Annotated in this window: 15 protein-coding genes; 9 read left to right on the top strand and 6 right to left on the bottom strand. The window is 63.2% G+C overall.

Features of this window, described 5'->3' with window-relative positions:
- Position 1 precedes the first annotated feature (1 nt).
- From GE027_RS01350 to arsS, 6 genes are all read left to right on the top strand, one after another.
- Entirely contained in the window at positions 2 to 1000 is a 999-nt protein-coding gene (locus GE027_RS01350) for a type II secretion system F family protein (protein WP_153555356.1), read from the top strand.
- Positions 978 to 1415, top strand: a complete 438-nt coding sequence (locus GE027_RS01345; protein ID WP_153555355.1) for a TadE/TadG family type IV pilus assembly protein — start codon at positions 978 to 980, stop codon at positions 1413 to 1415. Before GE027_RS01350 ends, GE027_RS01345 begins: the two co-directional genes overlap by 23 nt.
- An 11-nt stretch (positions 1416 to 1426) precedes the next feature.
- Entirely contained in the window at positions 1427 to 1897 is a 471-nt protein-coding gene (locus GE027_RS01340; RefSeq protein ID WP_153555354.1) for a TadE/TadG family type IV pilus assembly protein, read from the top strand.
- A gap of 263 nt (positions 1898 to 2160) precedes the next feature.
- Entirely contained in the window at positions 2161 to 3870 is a 1710-nt protein-coding gene (locus tag GE027_RS01335; RefSeq protein ID WP_237607158.1) for a pilus assembly protein TadG-related protein, read from the top strand.
- Positions 3871 to 4039: 169 nt separating this feature from the next.
- Positions 4040 to 4570, top strand: a complete 531-nt coding sequence (locus GE027_RS01330) for a thioredoxin family protein (protein WP_202617294.1) — start codon at positions 4040 to 4042, stop codon at positions 4568 to 4570.
- Between the two features lie 84 nt (positions 4571 to 4654).
- Entirely contained in the window at positions 4655 to 5737 is a 1083-nt protein-coding gene (gene arsS / locus GE027_RS01325) for an arsenosugar biosynthesis radical SAM (seleno)protein ArsS (protein ID WP_153555353.1), read from the top strand.
- A 74-nt stretch (positions 5738 to 5811) separates the two neighbouring features.
- Here arsS and GE027_RS01320 read toward each other — a convergent pair whose 3' ends face one another.
- The 5 genes from GE027_RS01320 to GE027_RS23265 all read right to left on the bottom strand — a co-directional run bounded on the left by GE027_RS01320 (position 5812) and on the right by GE027_RS23265 (position 9898).
- Positions 5812 to 6630 carry an SDR family NAD(P)-dependent oxidoreductase gene (locus GE027_RS01320; RefSeq protein WP_202617293.1) on the bottom strand — a complete coding sequence of 273 codons (819 nt, stop codon included), beginning with the start codon at positions 6628 to 6630 and terminating at the stop codon, positions 5812 to 5814.
- Positions 6627 to 7838 (bottom strand): FG-GAP repeat domain-containing protein, encoded by a 1212-nt coding sequence (locus GE027_RS01315; protein ID WP_153555352.1) that lies wholly within the window; start codon positions 7836 to 7838, stop codon positions 6627 to 6629. Before GE027_RS01315 ends, GE027_RS01320 begins: the two co-directional genes overlap by 4 nt.
- Before the next feature lie 83 nt (positions 7839 to 7921).
- Entirely contained in the window at positions 7922 to 8962 is a 1041-nt protein-coding gene (locus GE027_RS01310) for a serine/threonine-protein kinase (RefSeq protein ID WP_153555351.1), read from the bottom strand.
- A gap of 1 nt (position 8963) precedes the next feature.
- Positions 8964 to 9278: a 50S ribosomal protein L21 gene (gene rplU, locus GE027_RS01305; RefSeq protein ID WP_153555350.1), complete on the bottom strand. Its 315-nt coding sequence runs from the start codon at positions 9276 to 9278 to the stop codon at positions 8964 to 8966.
- A gap of 365 nt (positions 9279 to 9643) precedes the next feature.
- Positions 9644 to 9898: a hypothetical protein gene (locus tag GE027_RS23265; RefSeq protein ID WP_237607169.1), complete on the bottom strand. Its 255-nt coding sequence runs from the start codon at positions 9896 to 9898 to the stop codon at positions 9644 to 9646.
- Between GE027_RS23265 and coaE the strand changes: the two genes are divergently transcribed.
- The 3 genes from coaE (at position 9809) to GE027_RS01290 (ending at position 13088) form a co-directional block, all read left to right on the top strand.
- Positions 9809 to 10453 carry a dephospho-CoA kinase gene (coaE, locus tag GE027_RS22775; protein WP_237607168.1) on the top strand — a complete coding sequence of 215 codons (645 nt, stop codon included), beginning with the start codon at positions 9809 to 9811 and terminating at the stop codon, positions 10451 to 10453. The two genes, GE027_RS23265 and coaE, sit on opposite strands and share 90 nt — an antisense overlap.
- A gap of 114 nt (positions 10454 to 10567) precedes the next feature.
- On the top strand, positions 10568 to 12082 hold the full coding sequence (rho, locus tag GE027_RS01295; protein ID WP_153555348.1) for a transcription termination factor Rho: 1515 nt from the start codon (positions 10568 to 10570) through the stop codon (positions 12080 to 12082).
- A 649-nt stretch (positions 12083 to 12731) separates the two neighbouring features.
- Positions 12732 to 13088: an STAS domain-containing protein gene (locus GE027_RS01290; protein ID WP_153555347.1), complete on the top strand. Its 357-nt coding sequence runs from the start codon at positions 12732 to 12734 to the stop codon at positions 13086 to 13088.
- A 176-nt stretch (positions 13089 to 13264) separates the two neighbouring features.
- Here the strand turns inward: GE027_RS01290 and carB are convergent, their stop codons facing one another.
- The gene (carB, locus tag GE027_RS01285; RefSeq protein ID WP_153555346.1) at positions 13265 to 16510 is read right to left on the bottom strand and encodes a carbamoyl-phosphate synthase large subunit; all 3246 of its coding nucleotides are present in this window, start codon (positions 16508 to 16510) and stop codon (positions 13265 to 13267) included.
- Positions 16511 to 16783 lie beyond the last annotated feature (273 nt).

The following is a 16783-nucleotide window of genomic DNA, read 5'->3' as shown; positions in this document are numbered from 1 at the left end:
CATGCATAGCGAACACTTTCAATCTCTGTGGGTCGTGTTGCCCATCGTATTCGTCGCGGTCAGCGGGGCGATGTACCTGCTGCTGCGGAGCTTTGATCCCTATCGGACCCAGGTCCGCGGTCGGCTGCAGCAGCTGGCGCGCGGCGAAGCGGCCCGACCGGCGGAGGAGGGCGCGTACGCGGAAAACGTCGAATTGAATGGCGACACCGAATGGTCCGCTGAAGCCGCGCCGCTCGGTGCGACCCGGTCGTGGATGCGCAGCGACCGAGCCGACTTGCGAGCCCGATTAAGCCAAGCCGGCCTTCATGATCCCCAGGCCGGTACCCGGTTCGTTATCGCCCGCGGGCTGTTGACGGTCCTGCCCGCAACGACGCTGGCTGTGCTCGCGGCCAGCGGGCTGCTCAGTTGGTCGGTGGCCGGATTGGCCATCGTGTTTGCGGCCGGCGGTGGGTATCTGATTCCGGGACTGTGGCTGGCTCGCGGGGTCGACCGCTACCGCGCGGTCCTGCGAAAGGGCTTGCCCGATTTTCTCGATCTGGTGGTGGTCTGCCTGGACGCCGGGTTGAGTCTGCAGGAGAGCATTCGGCGGGTGGGCGATGAGCTGCGTCTGATCCATCCGGTGTTTGCCGGCGAGTTGTCGCGAGTGCAACGCGATATCGAACTAGGGGCTCCCATCGATCGCGCGCTGCGACGGTTTGCCGATCGCAGTGACGACGACGCGGTCCGCACGCTCAGCACCCTGGTTCGCGAAGGCCAACGGTTCGGAACCAACATCTCCGAGGCGCTCCGAGGGCATGCGGAAATGCTCCGAATCGGGCGCGAACAGGCTGCGGAAGAGAACGCGCAAAAGGCTTCGGTGAAAATCCTCCTGCCGACCCTGTTGTTCATCTTCCCGGCCATTTTCATCGTGCTTGTCAGCCCCGCGGCTTTCAAGATTCAAGAAGCTTTCTCCCGCACTGAAGCGACGGCAGCATCCCATGATATCGTCCCCGCCCCTTGATCCCTATGGCCCTGCACGCCGGGGCACCGTCGCGACCGAGCTGGCATTGGTACTTCCGGTGTTGGTGCTGAGCGTGCTGGTGTGCTGTGATTTCAGCCGGGTCATGCAGCATCGTACGGTGGTTGCCAATGCCGCCCGAGCGGCAGCACAGCAAGGAGCGATGAAGCAATTCACCGATTACACCTACGCCGACTGGGAACGCCGCGTACGAGCCTGCGCCGAGGAGGAGTTGAACTGCCTGGGGACCGTCGATCCCGGTCAGGCGTTGATCGTTCCGAGCAGCTATACCGACGACGCCGGCTACCGGTGCGTGGCGGTGGATGTCGAGTTGCCGTTTGAAACGGTGATCAGCTGGGGCGCGATTCCGAGAACCATTCCGATTTACTACCGGGCAGAGTTCCGGCAGTTTCGCTAAGGAGCTACGCAATGTTGGGGCAAAACATCCGACACCAACTCAAAAGAAACAAGCGTCACGGGGCGGTAGCGGTCGAGGCGGCGCTGGTGTATCCGCTGTTTCTGTGGATTCTGCTGGCGATGATGGATCTGGGGCTCGTGGCGCTGCGCTCCAATGCGTTATCCGATGCGGCGCGACGCACCGCTCGGGAGGTGATGCTGCGGGGCACATTGGCCAACGATGGCCCCGCCTGTTGGGGCCCCCAGCCGATCACGACCACCGCAGCGGCCGATTCCGAAGTCCTGCGAGCGCTGCCGCCCACCCTGCCCACCATGGCTCCCGATCAGGTCGACGTTTCGGTCCACTGGCCGGACGACGGGAATCAACCCGGCGACCGTGTTCGTGTGGAATTGCGTTTCGTGCACCAGCCACTTGTGCCCGGACTGTTGCCCTGGGGGCCGCTGGACCTGCACGCCTCGACCGTCATGTCCATCGTCAATTGAGGCACCTTCCTGTGGGATCCATCGTTGTTGGTCGAGCGACCGCCGCTACTCGAAGACTGTTGCCTTACTGGACTGCCATGAAATCGTATTCTGACGCTCGCGTTTTTAGATTCTTTGCTACCCCTGCCGCGGCTGTCCTCGGCTTCAGCTCCGTTCGGTTTGGTAATCGAGCGGCGAGACCGCGGTGCGGAGACGTTCCTGCGCCGCGAACGATTCCGGAGCGTGGGACGTCGCGGCGGAGAAGAGCGACTCGGCAGGGCAAAGTGCTGGTGACCTTGGCGGTGCTGTTGCCGACCCTGTTGACGATCATCGGATTGATCTTCGATGGCGGCATGATGACGACACAACAAATGGACCAGCAACACGTCACCGATGCGGCCGCGTTGGCCGCCGCGGTGGACATCCGCACCAACGAATCCCAGCGGGTTAACGCGACGGCCGCCAGCAGCTTCGGGCGTCTGCCGCGGATGGACGGCGTCGTGGTAGAAACCTTTTGCCCACCGCGAAGCGGACGCTATGCGGGAGATTCCCGGTATGTCGAAGTGCTGGGCGAAACCCGCTACCAAACCAGCATGATGAGCATGTTCAGCGGTTACCGCGCTTCGTCGTTGCGATCGCGAGCGGTCGCAGGCGTGGCCCCTTCGGGCCCCGGAGCGGCGCTGGTGGTTCTGGACCCGTTGCCGGCACCACTGTCGATCGCGGACTGGACTTCGCTGTTACAAAACACCACGCATCCGGAGTTCCTAGACGCGGCCGGCGAAACCCTCGATCTGCTGGGCGTGCTCGAGCACCTGCCCTTGTTGTCGGCCGTTTTGGATGGCTTGTTGCAACAGCAGTTGACCGACTGTTTGCTGCAAACCGTCACGGAAACTTGGGATCTGCTGGTGACGCGCTGTGTACCGATTGCCCTGCCCGCGCTGACGGCCGGGCTGGAGATCGAAGGTCTGGGCAGCTTGACGGTCGAAGGGGCCGTGCATGTGAACAACCGCTGGGGCGGAGTGGATGAGTGCGGCGAGCGGGCGGGCATCGGCCCCGCCCTGCCGGCGGCCGTGGCCTGTATGCCACTGGTCCCTACGACACGGTTAATCACGCCGCAGATTCGTGTTGTGGGCGGCGTGGACGATCCTCGCAATTATCGGCCCCTGGATCCGGCCGCAGATCCACCGTTGCGCGCCAATCAGTTGCCCGTGCCCGATCCCCTGGCGGATTTGAGCGCGCCGACGACCAGCGGTGTTCGCGCCGGTGACGTCGTCGCGGTGGCCGTGGACACCAAGGCCGCCGAGCTCTTGCTGGACCGCTTGAGCGGCGCTTTGTCGGTGTTGCTGCGCCCGGTTTTTGACACCGTCCGGCCGCTGCTTCATCGCCGCTTGACCCAGGTCACCTTGCACCCCGGCGTCTACGACTCGCTGACCGTCTTGGCACCGGGAGGCGGCGCGGTCCTGCAACCGGGGGTGTATGTGATCCGGGGTAAAAACCCGGCAACCGGGCTGTCGCTGTGTCTGTTGGGACCCGTCCACGCCGAGGGCGTGTTGTTTTGCATCCAAGACCCGGGCCACGGTCGGGCGGGGCACGATGGATTGCTCGGGCCTGAGCCCGCTGGTTCTGCGTCCACGGAGCCTCCACCGCGGCCCCATGCCGTGGACCTGTTGCCCAGCGTCGTCATTGCACCGCTACTGCCCGGTGGTCGATTGACGGGATTGCAGGATCCAGATAGTCCGTATCGCGATATGTTGATCTATCAACAGCGCAGCGACCGGCGGCCCATCCTGCTGGAAGGGCAGCACTTGGTCGGTGGAGGCGATTTGTCGGGAACGGTGTATGCGCCGTGGGGGCATGTCTCGCTGGTTTCCGGTGCCGCCCGGCACGACCTGCGGATCGTCTCGGGGACGGCACGGGTGTTGACCGTCGGGGATACGACACTCGCCCCGCAGAGCCTGTTTCGACCGGCCGAAGATGTGGTGTTGGTCGAGTAAGCGGGGTTCGTCGCTGGCAGCCAACCGCGGTGGTAGACTGATTCGTGGCGCGATTGTCGGATGGAAGCCACAAAAGATCATTTCAGAAGGGAAGCTCGGTCGATCTGATTTCAATGGAGGGGCGATCCGCCGTGGAATGAACCTAGCCCATGGAATACTTTAAATAGTCATGATGAAGCGAATTGTGATGCGAACCCGACACGCGCCTTTGATGCTGTCCCTGCTGTTTACCGCGGCTGTCGTGATCGGTTGCACGCAGCAGGGTGGAGAAGTCGGCCGCAGTGACGACTTGCGTTCCGAACCGACGCAGTTGTCGGATAAACTCGGCCGCGATCAGCAGGGACGGCCCGCCCAGAGTCTGGGAGCGGATGTGCCCGACCGCGCGATCGAGTTGGCGGCCGGCGAAGATTTGGTGGCCACGCTCGACGCCGCTCCGGGGCCGGTGCTGATCGATTTCTATGCCCCCTGGTGCGGCCCCTGTCGCACCCAGGGCGAGATCCTGGGCGAATTCGCGCCGACCGCTCAGCAGCACAACATGACGATCCTCAAGGTCAATATCGACGACCATCCCGAACTGGCCAGACAGCTGCAGGTGCAGAGCATCCCGACGCTGATGTTCGTCAAGCAGGGCAAGGTGGTCGAGCGGCAAATCGGCGTGACCGAACCCCGCCAGCTGTTATCGTGGCTGCAGGCCTCGTAGAATTTGCCTAGCCCCAGTGCGGGACTGCGCCTGCCTTCGGCGGGCAGGCTGCCGCTTGTCGCCCTTCTCACAAAGTCTGCATCCATGCTTCCCACGCTCCAGCGGCGTCAGGCCGAATTGGCCAGCGCTGCGCACCAACGGCGGACGCTCGAAGCTCCCCTGGCCGAAGGCACGATCCCACACTTTTCCCAGTCGCTGCGGACGCACCGATTGCCCGAGTTGTCGGCCCGGGCGATCGAGGTCTTGCAGGTCAATGTCGGCAAGGTCTGCAATCAAACCTGTTCGCATTGCCACGTCGACGCGGGACCGGAACGGCAGGAGAAAATGTCGCTGGAAACCGCTCGAGCGGTCATCGACGTGCTCGCCCACAGCGACGTGCACACCCTGGACATCACCGGTGGGGCGCCGGAGATGAATCCGCACTTTCGGTTCCTGGTTCGCGAAACCCGGGCCCTGGGCCGACGCGTCATCGACCGCTGCAATCTGACGATTCTGATGGCCAATGGTTTTCGGGACCTGCCCGAATTCCTGGCCGAGAACGAAGTCGATATCGTGGCCTCCCTGCCCTGCTATCTGGAAGACAACTGTGATGCCCAACGCGGCGATGGCGTCTTCCAACGCTCGATCGCCGCCCTCCAGCGACTCAATGCCCTGGGGTACGGCCAAGACCCGACCGCCCATCCGGGGCGAAACCTGACCCTGGTTTACAACCCCACCGGACCGACGTTGCCGCCGGAAGAGCAGCAATTGCAAGCGACCTATCGCCGGGAGCTGAAGTCGCGCTACGGAATCGAATTCACGGCCCTGCACGCGATCACCAATCTGCCGATCAGCCGTTTCCTGGATGATCTGCTCAGCCGCGGCCGGTTGGAAGAGTACCTGCGGGTACTGGTCGAGCACTTCAATCCGGAAACGGTTGGCGGCGTGATGTGCCGAAGCATGCTGTCGGTCGACTGGCGGGGGCGGCTGTTCGACTGCGACTTCAACCAGATGCTGGACCTGGAACTGGCTCAGGGGTTGCCGCGCACGATCTTTGATCTGGACCTCTCGGACCCGGACCAGCTGCGGCGGATCACGTCGCGTGCGATCGTTACCGGACGCCACTGCTATGGCTGTACCGCCGGCTGCGGTTCCAGTTGTCAGGGGGCGGTCGTCAAACCGACCTAGGGCTGCGTCATCTTTGGTCGACCGGTATGGCCGTAGCGGAAGCCGCCAGACTTTGGGCCTGCCGGGACGCGGCACTAAAGGTCGCCGGGTTTGCGATTCCAGCCGCCGTTGACGTCGATGGTCTGGCCGGTGACAAAGTCCGAGTGCGGGCTGCACAGATGAACGGCCATGGCGGCCACGTCTTCGGCCCTGCCCCATCGCTGCATCAGGGCCTGGCGTTGGGCACGCCGCTGCCAGGTGTCGGTGGCGGAATCGCCCCAGGCGGTTTGAATCCAGCCCGGTGCGACGCAGTTCACGCGGACGCGCGGTGCGAGCGTTTGGGCAAGCGAACGGCTGAAGGCCGTCACGGCCGCTTTGATCGGACCAAACATCTGGCCCGCGTCGCCCTCCATGCCGTGTTCGGCCTGGTCCCAGCCGATGAACAGCATCGCCGGTGGCGACGGTGCGGTCGGTTGAGCGAGCATGGCTGCGGCGACTTGCCGGCCCAGCTCGATCGTGCCCCGGACGTCGACCTCCCACAACCGCTGGAGTTTCTCTTCAAACGTCCACTCGCCCGCGGCCCCGGTCAGGACATCGGCGCCGGCGATGTGGAACCAGGCGTCGACTCGTGAGTTCCGCTTCCAAGCGGCGTCGACCAGCCGGCGGCGATCGTCCCGGACTGCCAGATCGGCCTGTACAACCGTCGCGCGAGCTCCCGCTTGCTCGACGTCCGCGGCCGTCTGCCGGGCGCCTGATTCGTTGCGGTGGTAGTGGACCAGTACGTGCTCGGCGCCGCTCGCCGCGCACCGCAGGGCCGTCGCCCGACCGATCCCGCTGGAGGCGCCGGTGACCACGCAGTGGGCGGGCCCCGAAGTCGCGACCGGCGGCTTGACGCGTTCTTCGTCTTGACTCACTGCGAACGTCCCTGGTTGACGAACAGGACCACGTTGTGGGTGGCGCGTCCGCCGGCCAGGATGTCCAGGTACCCATCGCCGGTAAAATCGGCCACCACCAAATCCTCGCAGGCCACCTGCGAACTGATCCGCGTTTCCTGCCACGATCCATCGGGTTGCTGGTCGAACACCAACACACCGACCTGGGGATTGGGTTGGCGGTAACCGACCACGACTTCGTCGTTGCCGTCCTTGTCCAGGTCCGCACACCACAGGGCGTGACCGCCGCGGAGTTGGTCGGTCAGGACGGTGCGTCGCGGTGCTTCGGCAGAGAAAAATTCTCCGATCTCGTAGACCACGGCGTGGGTACCGTGCATCGGTTCGATGGTCGCGATAAAGCGGCGGCCGTCGGCAAAGCGACCGACTTTGACTTCGCCGGCGCCTTGTTCGTTCGCCGCCTGGCCCTCGGCGCCGGCTAGCAGTTCCACCCGGCGGAACCGCCGCGGGTCTTTGTGGTCCGGCACGATCGCCGAGACGCCTTCCTGGCTGGCCGCGAGCGTGATCTGGCTGCCCGCTTGCGAATTCGGATCCACCGGCGGCAGCCCCACCGTTTCGCGGTCGATGCACAGATGGTTGTGCAGACGGTGCATGCTGGCGTCCAGGACGGTCGGTCGCCAACGGTCGTGGCGTGGGTCGGCGGGGATCGTGAAGGCCAACAAACGCACTCCGTCCCGGATTGACTCGTTCAGCGGCGAAACCACCAATTGCGGTTCGTCGCTTCCCAGCACGCGCCCCCAACGCATCCGGTGGGTCCAGGCTTCGGCGGCGATCTCGTGCACCTGCCAAGGGCTGTCGATGGTCTCGCCCGGCGACAACCACTGGATGGTTCCGCCGTTGGTCGGCCAGCCCGCCCCGAGCGCCAAATCGATATGACCGTTGCGGTCGATGTCCAGCGGCGCGATGCACACGTTGTCGGCCTGCGTCGTGCCGCTCAGCAGCGTGCGTTTTCGCCACCGCGGAGCCTGATACCAATAGATGGCATTCTCGGTGACGGCCACCAGGTCGGTGCGGCCGTCGTTATCGATATCGGCACCGGTCACCGCGTAAACGACTTTGCCGGGGTTCGGGTCGATAACCTGCGCCTCGAACTCGACTGCCGGCAGCGGCGCCGCCGACAAGGTGGCAAACAGGGTGGAAAGCAGGGTCAGGGCAATCGTGGCAGGTCTCATGTTGGGATCCTCGGAGTGGAAACGGCAGGTGACGGCGAGGCGGGGTGCGGCGGGACAGCGGCCAGCGAGGCAGCACCGGCAGATCAACGCGTCCAGAGTGCGACGGCGGCAAGGCCAATGACCATGATCAACACGATCGCGGCGAGCACCTTCCAGCTGACTTCGCGCCGGGTCGTGGCTCCCCGGCGATCGTCGATGCACTGCGTCAATTGTACCCGTCCGGGATCGTCCGCGGGGAGTCGGCCGGCGATGGCCGGGTCGGGGCCGGGGCCGATCGCGGGATCCGAGGATTCCGCCGGGCGCAAGACCTGCAGCATCGCCCCCTGAACCGCCCGGGCGTTGAACGGCCGTTGATCGGGGTGTTTGGCCAGCAGTTGCGAGATCGTTTCCGCCAGCGGTGGCGGGCAGGACGGGACCGCTTGCAGCAACCCGGGCGGCGCCGCGTGCAGGTGTTGTTCGAACACCTCGACCGCGCTGTCCCCTGAAAACGGCGGGCGACCGGTGAGCATTTCAAAGCCACAACAACCCAACGAATACAGGTCCGCCTTGCCCGATAACGAGCGGTCGCCGGTGATCTGTTCGGGCGCCATGTAGGCGTGCGTTCCGACGGTCATTCCGGCGGCAGAGAGGTCGGCGCTGCGAAGGTCGCGAGCGATCCCAAAGTCGCCCAGTTTGACCTGTCCATCGAGCGTCAGGAACAGGTTATTGGGTTTGAGGTCGCGATGTACCACGCCGTGATTGTGCGCGCACTGCAGGGCCGAGGCCGTTTGTCCCAGCACGCTGGCGACGGCCAACGGAGGCAATACGCCGCGGTGCCGAAGCAGGTCGCCGACCGAGCCGCCGTCGACGCGTTCCATCACACAGAACAACGTGCCGTCGGATTCTCCGCCCCCGAACGAGGCGATGATGTTGGGATGCCGCATCCTCCGCAGCAGTTCGATCTCGCGTTTGAAACGCGCGCGAATCAACGGGTTTTGCGCACAGTGCTCGTGCAGCACTTTGATCGCCAGCGGCGGGCTTTCGGCACGGTCCGGCCGGCGATCTCGAGCGGCATAGATAGTGCCGACGGTGCCGACACCAATGGGCGACAACAGCTGAAAATCATCCAGCTTCGTCGCTGGCATCTCAAACGCCGCTGATCGACTCAATCCGCACGCGGGTGTGCAGTTGGCGATGGCCGGTGCGTTTTTTGGAATGCTTGCGGCGGCGGAACTTTTGCACGTAGATCTTCTTGCCCTGCTTGGGACCGAGCACCGAAGCGGTCACGCTGGCTCCGTCGACCGTGGGCGTGCCAAGCGTCAAACCGGAATCGTTCGAGACCGCCAAGACGGTCGGGAACTCCACGCTTTCGCCCTGGGCAATGTCGCGATAGTCGATATCCAATTCTTCGCCAGGTTGAACCTTATACTGGCGGCCACCGTCCACAATAATCGCGTACATAACTATTTAACTGGGTGTCTAGTTTCTGATGAACTGTCCAAGGCGAAGTCGCCGGTTCATGCGGAGCTGCAGAACGATCGATGCGGTTCGCAGAAATTGCAGCCCGGCAATATAGCCGTGGGCCCCCGCCGGGCTCAAGGTGGGGCGGCCAGAATTCTCGGCGGAGTTCGCGAAAAACCGTGCGGCGCGTCCGGCGGACGCTGGGGTGCGTCCGCCGGATCATTCGGTTCGTCCGGCGGATTTTAAGTTCGTCCGGCGGATTTCGGCCCGCTGATCGGCCCGCGGATCTGTGCTTGCCCGCCACCAGGGGGCTGCCGATAATGAAGCCTCGGGAAGGCTCGCTGCCGCGGCGGGGAGCCAAGTGTCTAAAAAATATCAAAAAAAATCGCCGGGCCGCGTTGCCGCTCGAGCGAGCTGTCGCGGGCCGCAGCCGGCCGCGGAAAACGCCAGCACAGGATGGGCGTGGCATGATCGTAATCGGGATCGTCGGCCCCCCGGCAGGCGGGAAATCTACCGTTGCTCGGCAGGTAATGGGGTTGGGTGCGCAATGGTTCGACGCTGACCGTCTGGCGCACCAGGTGCTCCAGCAGACCGCGATTCAGCGGCGGTTGCAGGAGCATTTCGGGCCGCAGGTCCTGGCCGATGGTCAGGTCGACCGCCGCTGGCTGGCCAGCCAGGTCTTCGGGGCTGACCCTGTCAGCCGCGAACGGCTAGAATATCTTGAGGCGATAATTCACCCGCCTACCCGTCTTCTCTTGCAGGAACGACTGTTCGACGCGGCCGAGAACCACGCGATCGCGGCGTTGTTGGACGTTCCGCTATTATTTGAATCGGGCTGGGATTTGTGGTGTGACTGTGTTTGGTGTTTGGACACGCCACTGCAGAGACGGCGTCAGTGGATTTCCCAGCGGGGTTGGACCGACGAGGAGTTGGACCGCCGCGAAGGACGCCAGTTGTCGCTGGCAGAGAAGAAACGTCGCAGCACCCACGTCATTATCAACGACAGCGATCTGACCGCCCTGCAGGAGAAGGTTCGGCGGTTATGGGACCAGTTGGTCGACGGCGCGGCAGCGGTGCCGGCGTCGGATGCCGATCGAGCCCACTGTACCGGACCGGCCGCCCCACCCGCACCCGCCACTGCACCGAGGATCCAACCCGCACCACCGAATCGCTGAACTCCTCCTTCCGATGCTCGTGACCTGACGGTCATCCCTTTTCCCTTTCTCCTGTGTTCGCCGCCTGGCGAATTGGTCGACAGGCCCCGCTGTTGACCGTTATGGACCGTGGCTATGCCAAACAATCGAAATTCACGCTTTCGCAGTGATCGGCCGCGACGCGGTGCGGATGCTGCCAACCGTGCTTCCTCCGCCGATCATGCTTCCAGCCGCCGCCCTCGCCACCCCGATGCCGAGGTGGATCAGCGTATCCGCGAATTGGACGCCGAACGCGATCCGCTGTCGTTGCCGGAGGAGATTGTCGACGAGGCCAACCGGGCCGGGCAGCGCGTCGGGATTCCGGCCCAGCAGGAGACCACCACGGACGAGCCGATCAACGTCTCGACGTTGCAAAAGAAGACCGACGAAGAGCTGTTGGCCATGGCCCGGGCCGCCGACATCGAAAAGGCCGCCGCGCTGCGACGCACCGAACTGGTCTTTGCGATCCTCAAAGATCACATGAAACGCAACGGGTTGATGTACGGCGAGGGAACGCTGGAAATCCTTCCCGACGGCTTCGGGTTCCTCCGCAGTCCGCAGTACCACTACGTCAGCTGTCCCGACGATATCTACGTCTCGCCCAGCCAGATCCGTCGCTTTGGTTTGCAGACCGGCAGCAACGTCGCCGGCCAGATCCGTCCGCCCAAGGAGAACGAACGCTATTTCGCCCTGCTGCGAATCGAGGCGATCAACCACCAGGATCCGATGCAGCGCAAGCAGCAGCGGTCGTTCGAAGACCTGACACCGCTGCATCCCGATACGCGAATCATCGTCGAGCACGATCCCAAGGAGATGAGCACGCGGGTCGTTGATCTGCTGACCCCCATCGGCTTCGGCCAACGCGGCTTGATCGTCAGTCCGCCTCGGGCTGGCAAGACGGTGTTGATGCAAAAGATGGCTCGCGCGGTCCTGAAGAACTATCCCGACGCCTACGTTTTTATTCTGCTGATCGACGAGCGGCCCGAAGAGGTCACCGATATGGAGCGCGAGGTCCGCGGGCCGCAGTGCGAAGTGGTCAGCAGTACGTTCGATGAACCGGCCCAGCGGCACATTCAGGTCGCCCAGATGGTGATCGAGAAAGCCAAGCGGATGGTCGAATACGGCACCGATGTCGTCATCTTTCTGGACTCGATCACGCGTCTCGCGCGAGCGCACAACAGCGACGGCGACAACAACGGCAAGCTGATGTCCGGCGGTCTGGACAGTGCAGCGCTGCAAAAACCCAAGGCCCTGTTCGGATCGGCTCGCAAGGTCGAAGAGGGCGGGTCCTTGACCATCCTGGCGACTGCCCTGGTCGACACCGGCAGCCGCATGGACGACGTGATCTTTGAAGAGTTCAAAGGCACCGGAAACCTGGAAATCGTCCTGGACCGATCCATCGTGGATCGACGCGTTTGGCCCGCCATCGAGATGCATCGCAGCGGCACCCGGCGCGAAGAGATGCTGTTGGATCCCGAAGAGTACCGGCGGATCAATCTGTTGCGGCGCGAACTGGCCGATCTGACCGCGGCCGATGCCATGGAGCAGTTGACCAGCGGTCTGGCCAAGACCCAAAACAACGCCGAATACCTGCTGGGGATTCGCGGTTAGTGGGGCGGCCAGGTTTTCTTGAAAGGCGTAGCCGATCTCACCAGAGATAAGCACGTCGCAACATTTCATTCGACTTTACTCTCCCACTGGGAGAGTCGGGCTCTTAGGCCCGGAGAGGGTTTTCGTAGGGCCCTTCCCGGGCCTAAGAGCCCGACCCTCCCGCTGCGCGGGAGGGTGTTGTCGCGGGGTTGCACCGATAGATTCATGCCGACGTGCTTAGGATCCGGGCGGCGAAGCGGTCCAAAACCGGGCGACTGCACGGTCTGTCGATTTATTGAGCCGTTTTGGCGATAGCCTCGGTTTCGTCACCGCAAGACCGGGGCGTTCGCCCAAACGGCTCACATAAGTCATGCGTTTTCGAACAAATCGACAAGTCGTGCAGCTACGGCCCGGCCCCAGGCTTAAACCTTGACGCAGCACCCAGTCGCGGGACGCGGCCGGCCGGTCGCTAACCAAGTCGCCGTAATCGCTGTGTTAGTGGGGGTGATGCCCCCGTTGTAGCCGGCTCTTCGCTGCAGGTAGGCGATTCGCTTGCCTTTGCCGATACTATGCAGTAGTCTCAAAACTTCATTCGGATGCTAGCACACTCCTGTGGCTCGGGCGGCCCGGTTGTTCGGGCGGTCTGAGAACTTTTATCGGTAATACTGCGATGTCAGCCAGCTCGGACCGAGTGCGTTACAAAACCAAGGGCAGCCAGTTGGTTGCAGAACTCCAGGATTCGCAGATCGTCAGCTGGAAAGTGGCCGGACAGATCCGCGAAAGTCTGACTACCGCTCTGCGAGAGCAGGGATCGAGCGTCCGAGCGGTACGGATCGATTTGAAGCAAGTCGAACGGATCGGCAGCGCCGGTTTGAATGAATTAATCGGCTTCCGTACGCGAGCTCGTGGTCAGGGCCTGGAGGTGGAGCTGTCGGATGTCCAGCCTCAGGTCCGCGAAGTCCTCTCGGTGACTCGCCTGGACCGCGTCTTCGAAGTGCCCGAGATCGCGTTGCCCGACGCCGAGTAAACTTGAGCCGTTAGGGCGATCGCCCCGGTTGTCGGCATTGAACCGTTTGAGCGATCGCCCCGCTTGGGTGTACCCGCCGTCGCTGGCGTCAAAACGGCGGTTCGTCGTTCCATGATTGCTTCGGCGATGGTCGCTGCGCGGCCGAGCGTCTTTCGCAATCGCCAGCGCTCTCGCGGCTACTCTTTGTAGCGATCCTGCAGCGACAGCACGTCCATTTCACCGGCTTTGAGGGCTTCCATCGCCCGGATAGCCGCATCGGCGGCAGCCAGGGTCGTGATGCAGGGAACGCCGTACTGGACCGCGGCCGCCCGGATCTTGCCTTCATCGGTCCGAGCGCCTTTGCCGCTGGGTGTGTTTAGGATCAGCTGGACGTCGCCGTTCTTCAGGTAGTCGATCAGGTTGGGTTTGCCCTCGGCGATCTTCTTGACGCGCCGGACTTCCACGCCGGCTTCGGTCAGTTGCGCAGCCGTGCCGACGGTGGCCAACAAGCGGAAGCCCAGGCCGGTTAGCGCCCGGCCGAGTTCCACGGCGGCGTGTTTGTGCGGCGCCGAGAGGCTGAGAAAGATGTTGCCGGATTCGGGCAGGACGGTGTTGGCCGCGATCTGGCTTTTGGCGAAGGCCAGCGAGAACTTTTCGCTGACGCCCATCACTTCGCCGGTGCTCCGCATCTCGGGGCCCAGCACGATGTCCACGCCGGCGAACTTGCGGAACGGGAACACGGCTTCTTTGATCGCGACGTGACGCGGGATCGGTTCGCGGTCCACGCCCAGTTCCTTGAGGGTCTTGCCCATCATCACCTTGGTGGCGATTCCGGCGACGCGGGCGCCGGTGGCCTTGGCGACGAACGGGACGGTTCGGCTGGCTCGCGGGTTGACTTCCAGGATGTAAACCACGGGCTTGCCGTCTTCCATCTTGACGGCGAACTGGATGTTCATCAGGCCCACGACGTTCATTTTGTGGGCCAGTTTCTTGGTGGCTTCGCGAATCTCCCCCAGGACGTGCTGAGGCAGATTAAACGGCGGGATCGCACAGGCCGAGTCGCCGGAATGAACGCCGGCTTCTTCGATGTGCTCCATGATGCCCATGATGATGCAATCCTGGCCGTCACAGACCGCGTCCACGTCCACTTCCGTGGCGTCTTCCAGAAAGCGGTCGATCAGGACGGGTTGGCCTTCGGCCACGGCAAAGGCTTCGGCCACATAGCGATCGAACTGCGCCTTGTCGTAACAGATCTCCATCGCTCGGCCACCGAGCACGAAACTGGGGCGAACCAGCGCCGGAAAGCCGATCTCGGCCAGTTCGCGACGGGCTTCGTCCATCGTGCGGGCGATGCCCGAGGGCGGTTGTTTCAGATCCAGTTCGTTGATCAAGGCCTGGAACAGTTCGCGGTCTTCCGCCGCTTCGATCGTATCGACCGAGGTGCCCACGATCGGCACGCCCGCATCGCTCAGGCCGCGTGCCAGGTTCAGAGGGGTCTGGCCGCCGAACTGGGCGATCACGCCCTCGGGAGCGATCGCGTCGTGGATGTTCAGCACGTCCTCGATCGTCAGCGGTTCGAAGAACAGCATGTCGCTGGTGTCGTAGTCGGTGCTGACCGTCTCGGGGTTGCTGTTGACCATCACGCTCTGGTAGCCGATCTCGCGAAGGGCAAAGCTGGCGTGGCAGCAGCAGTAATCGAACTCGATGCCCTGGCCGATTCGGTTGGGGCCACCGCCGAGGATCATGACCCGTTGTTGGTCGCCCTCGAGCGGCAGTTCGTCTTCTTGTTCGTAGGTGCTGTAGTAGTAGGGCGTGTAGGCTTCGAATTCCGCGGCGCAGGTGTCGACGCTCTTGTACACCGGCGTCACACCCAGGTCTTTACGGTAGGCGCGAACCTGCATTTCGGTCTTGCCGAACAGGTGCGCCAGTTGGCGGTCGGAGAAACCCATGCGCTTGGTTTCTCGCATCATGTCCTCGGTCACGTCTTCCAGTTTGTCCAGGGCCGCCAGGCGATCTTCCTGTTCGATGATCTGGGCGATGTGGTCCAGGAACCAGGGATCGATGTGCGTGATTTCGTGAATCTGGTCGACGCTGTAGCCGGCTTTGAAGGCATAGCGGATGTAGAAAATGCGGCCGTCGCCGGGGGTGCTCAGCCGGGCGCGGATCTCGTCGTCGTCGGGTTGGTTTTCGGTCCCCCAGCGATCCTTGGTGTCGCAGCCCAGTCCGAACGCCCCGACTTCCAGTCCGCGGAGCGCTTTCTGCAGCGATTCTTTGAACGAGCGGCCGATGGCCATCGTTTCGCCGACGCTTTTCATCTGCGTCGTCAGCGTCGCGTCGGCTTCGGGGAATTTCTCAAACGCGAACCGCGGGATCTTGGTGACGACGTAGTCGATCGTCGGTTCGAAGCAAGCCTTGGTTTTTTGCGTGATGTCGTTGGGCAGCTCCCACAGGCGGTACCCCACGGCCAATTTGGCGGCGATCTTGGCGATCGGAAACCCGGTGGCCTTGCTGGCCAGGGCCGAGGACCGCGAAACCCGCGGGTTCATTTCGATGACGATCATGCGGCCGGTGTCCGGATGCACGGCGAACTGGATGTTCGATCCGCCGGTCTCCACGCCGATCTCGCGAATCACCGCCAGCGAAGCATCCCGCATCCGCTGGTATTCTTTGTCCGTCAGGGTCTGTGCCGGAGCGACGGTGATCGAGTCGCCGGTGTGGACCCCCATGGCATCGAAGTTTTCGATGCTGCAGATGATCACCACGTTGTCGTCCACGTCGCGCATCACCTCCATCTCGTACTCTTTCCAGCCGATGATGGATTCTTCGACCAACACTTCGGTGACCGGGCTTTGGTCCAGGCCGTTTTGCACCAGGGCATCGAAGTCGTCGCGGTTGTAGGCGATGGCCGAACCGCTGCCACCCATCGTAAAACTGGGGCGGACGACGCAGGGCAGGCCGACCCTGTCGAGCACCTGGCGGGCTTCTTCCAGAGAGTTGACCGTTTCGCCGACGCAGACATCCAGGCCGATCTTTTCCATCGCCGCTTTGAACTGGTCCCGTTCTTCGGCTTTGGCGATCACGTCGGCCCGGGCGCCGATCATTTCCACGCCGTACTTCTCCAGCACACCGTGTTCTTGCAGGTCCATCGCCGCGTTCAGGCCGGTCTGACCGCCCAGGGTGGGCAGCAGCGCATCGGGGCGTTCCTTGGCGATCACCTTTTCGATCATCTGCCAGGTCAGCGGCTCGATATAGGTGGCGTCGGCCATGTCCGGATCGGTCATGATCGTGGCCGGGTTGCTGTTGACCAACACCACCTCGTAGCCCTCTTCACGGAGCGCCTTGCAGGCCTGGGTGCCGGAGTAATCGAATTCGCAGGCCTGCCCAATGACAATCGGGCCACTACCAATCAGCAGGATTTTCTTAATGTCGTTTCGACGAGGCACGGCGGTTCTTTTTCTTTTGCGGCGGAGGGGGCGGAACTCAGCCCACAACAGGCTGGTGCAAATTGCCGCAAAATTTAACAGATTACGTCGCGATAGCGTAGGACGGGGAAGCCGGGAAAAAGGATTTGCGGCCGTTTTCTGCCCGAGTTATCATAGAGGCGCTAAGTCTTTTCAAAATCGGCAGTTACGCCTCGGCGGTGGGGGGGACGCCCGCGCCGCTGGGTACGTTTGCTGGCAGACGACGTTTTATCAGTGTTGGCGAGTTGGGAACCG

It is taken from the genome of Roseimaritima sediminicola (genome assembly GCF_009618275.1).
GTDB lineage: Bacteria > Planctomycetota > Planctomycetia > Pirellulales > Pirellulaceae > Roseimaritima > Roseimaritima sediminicola.
This window is presented reverse-complemented; position numbering and strand designations above follow the sequence as displayed.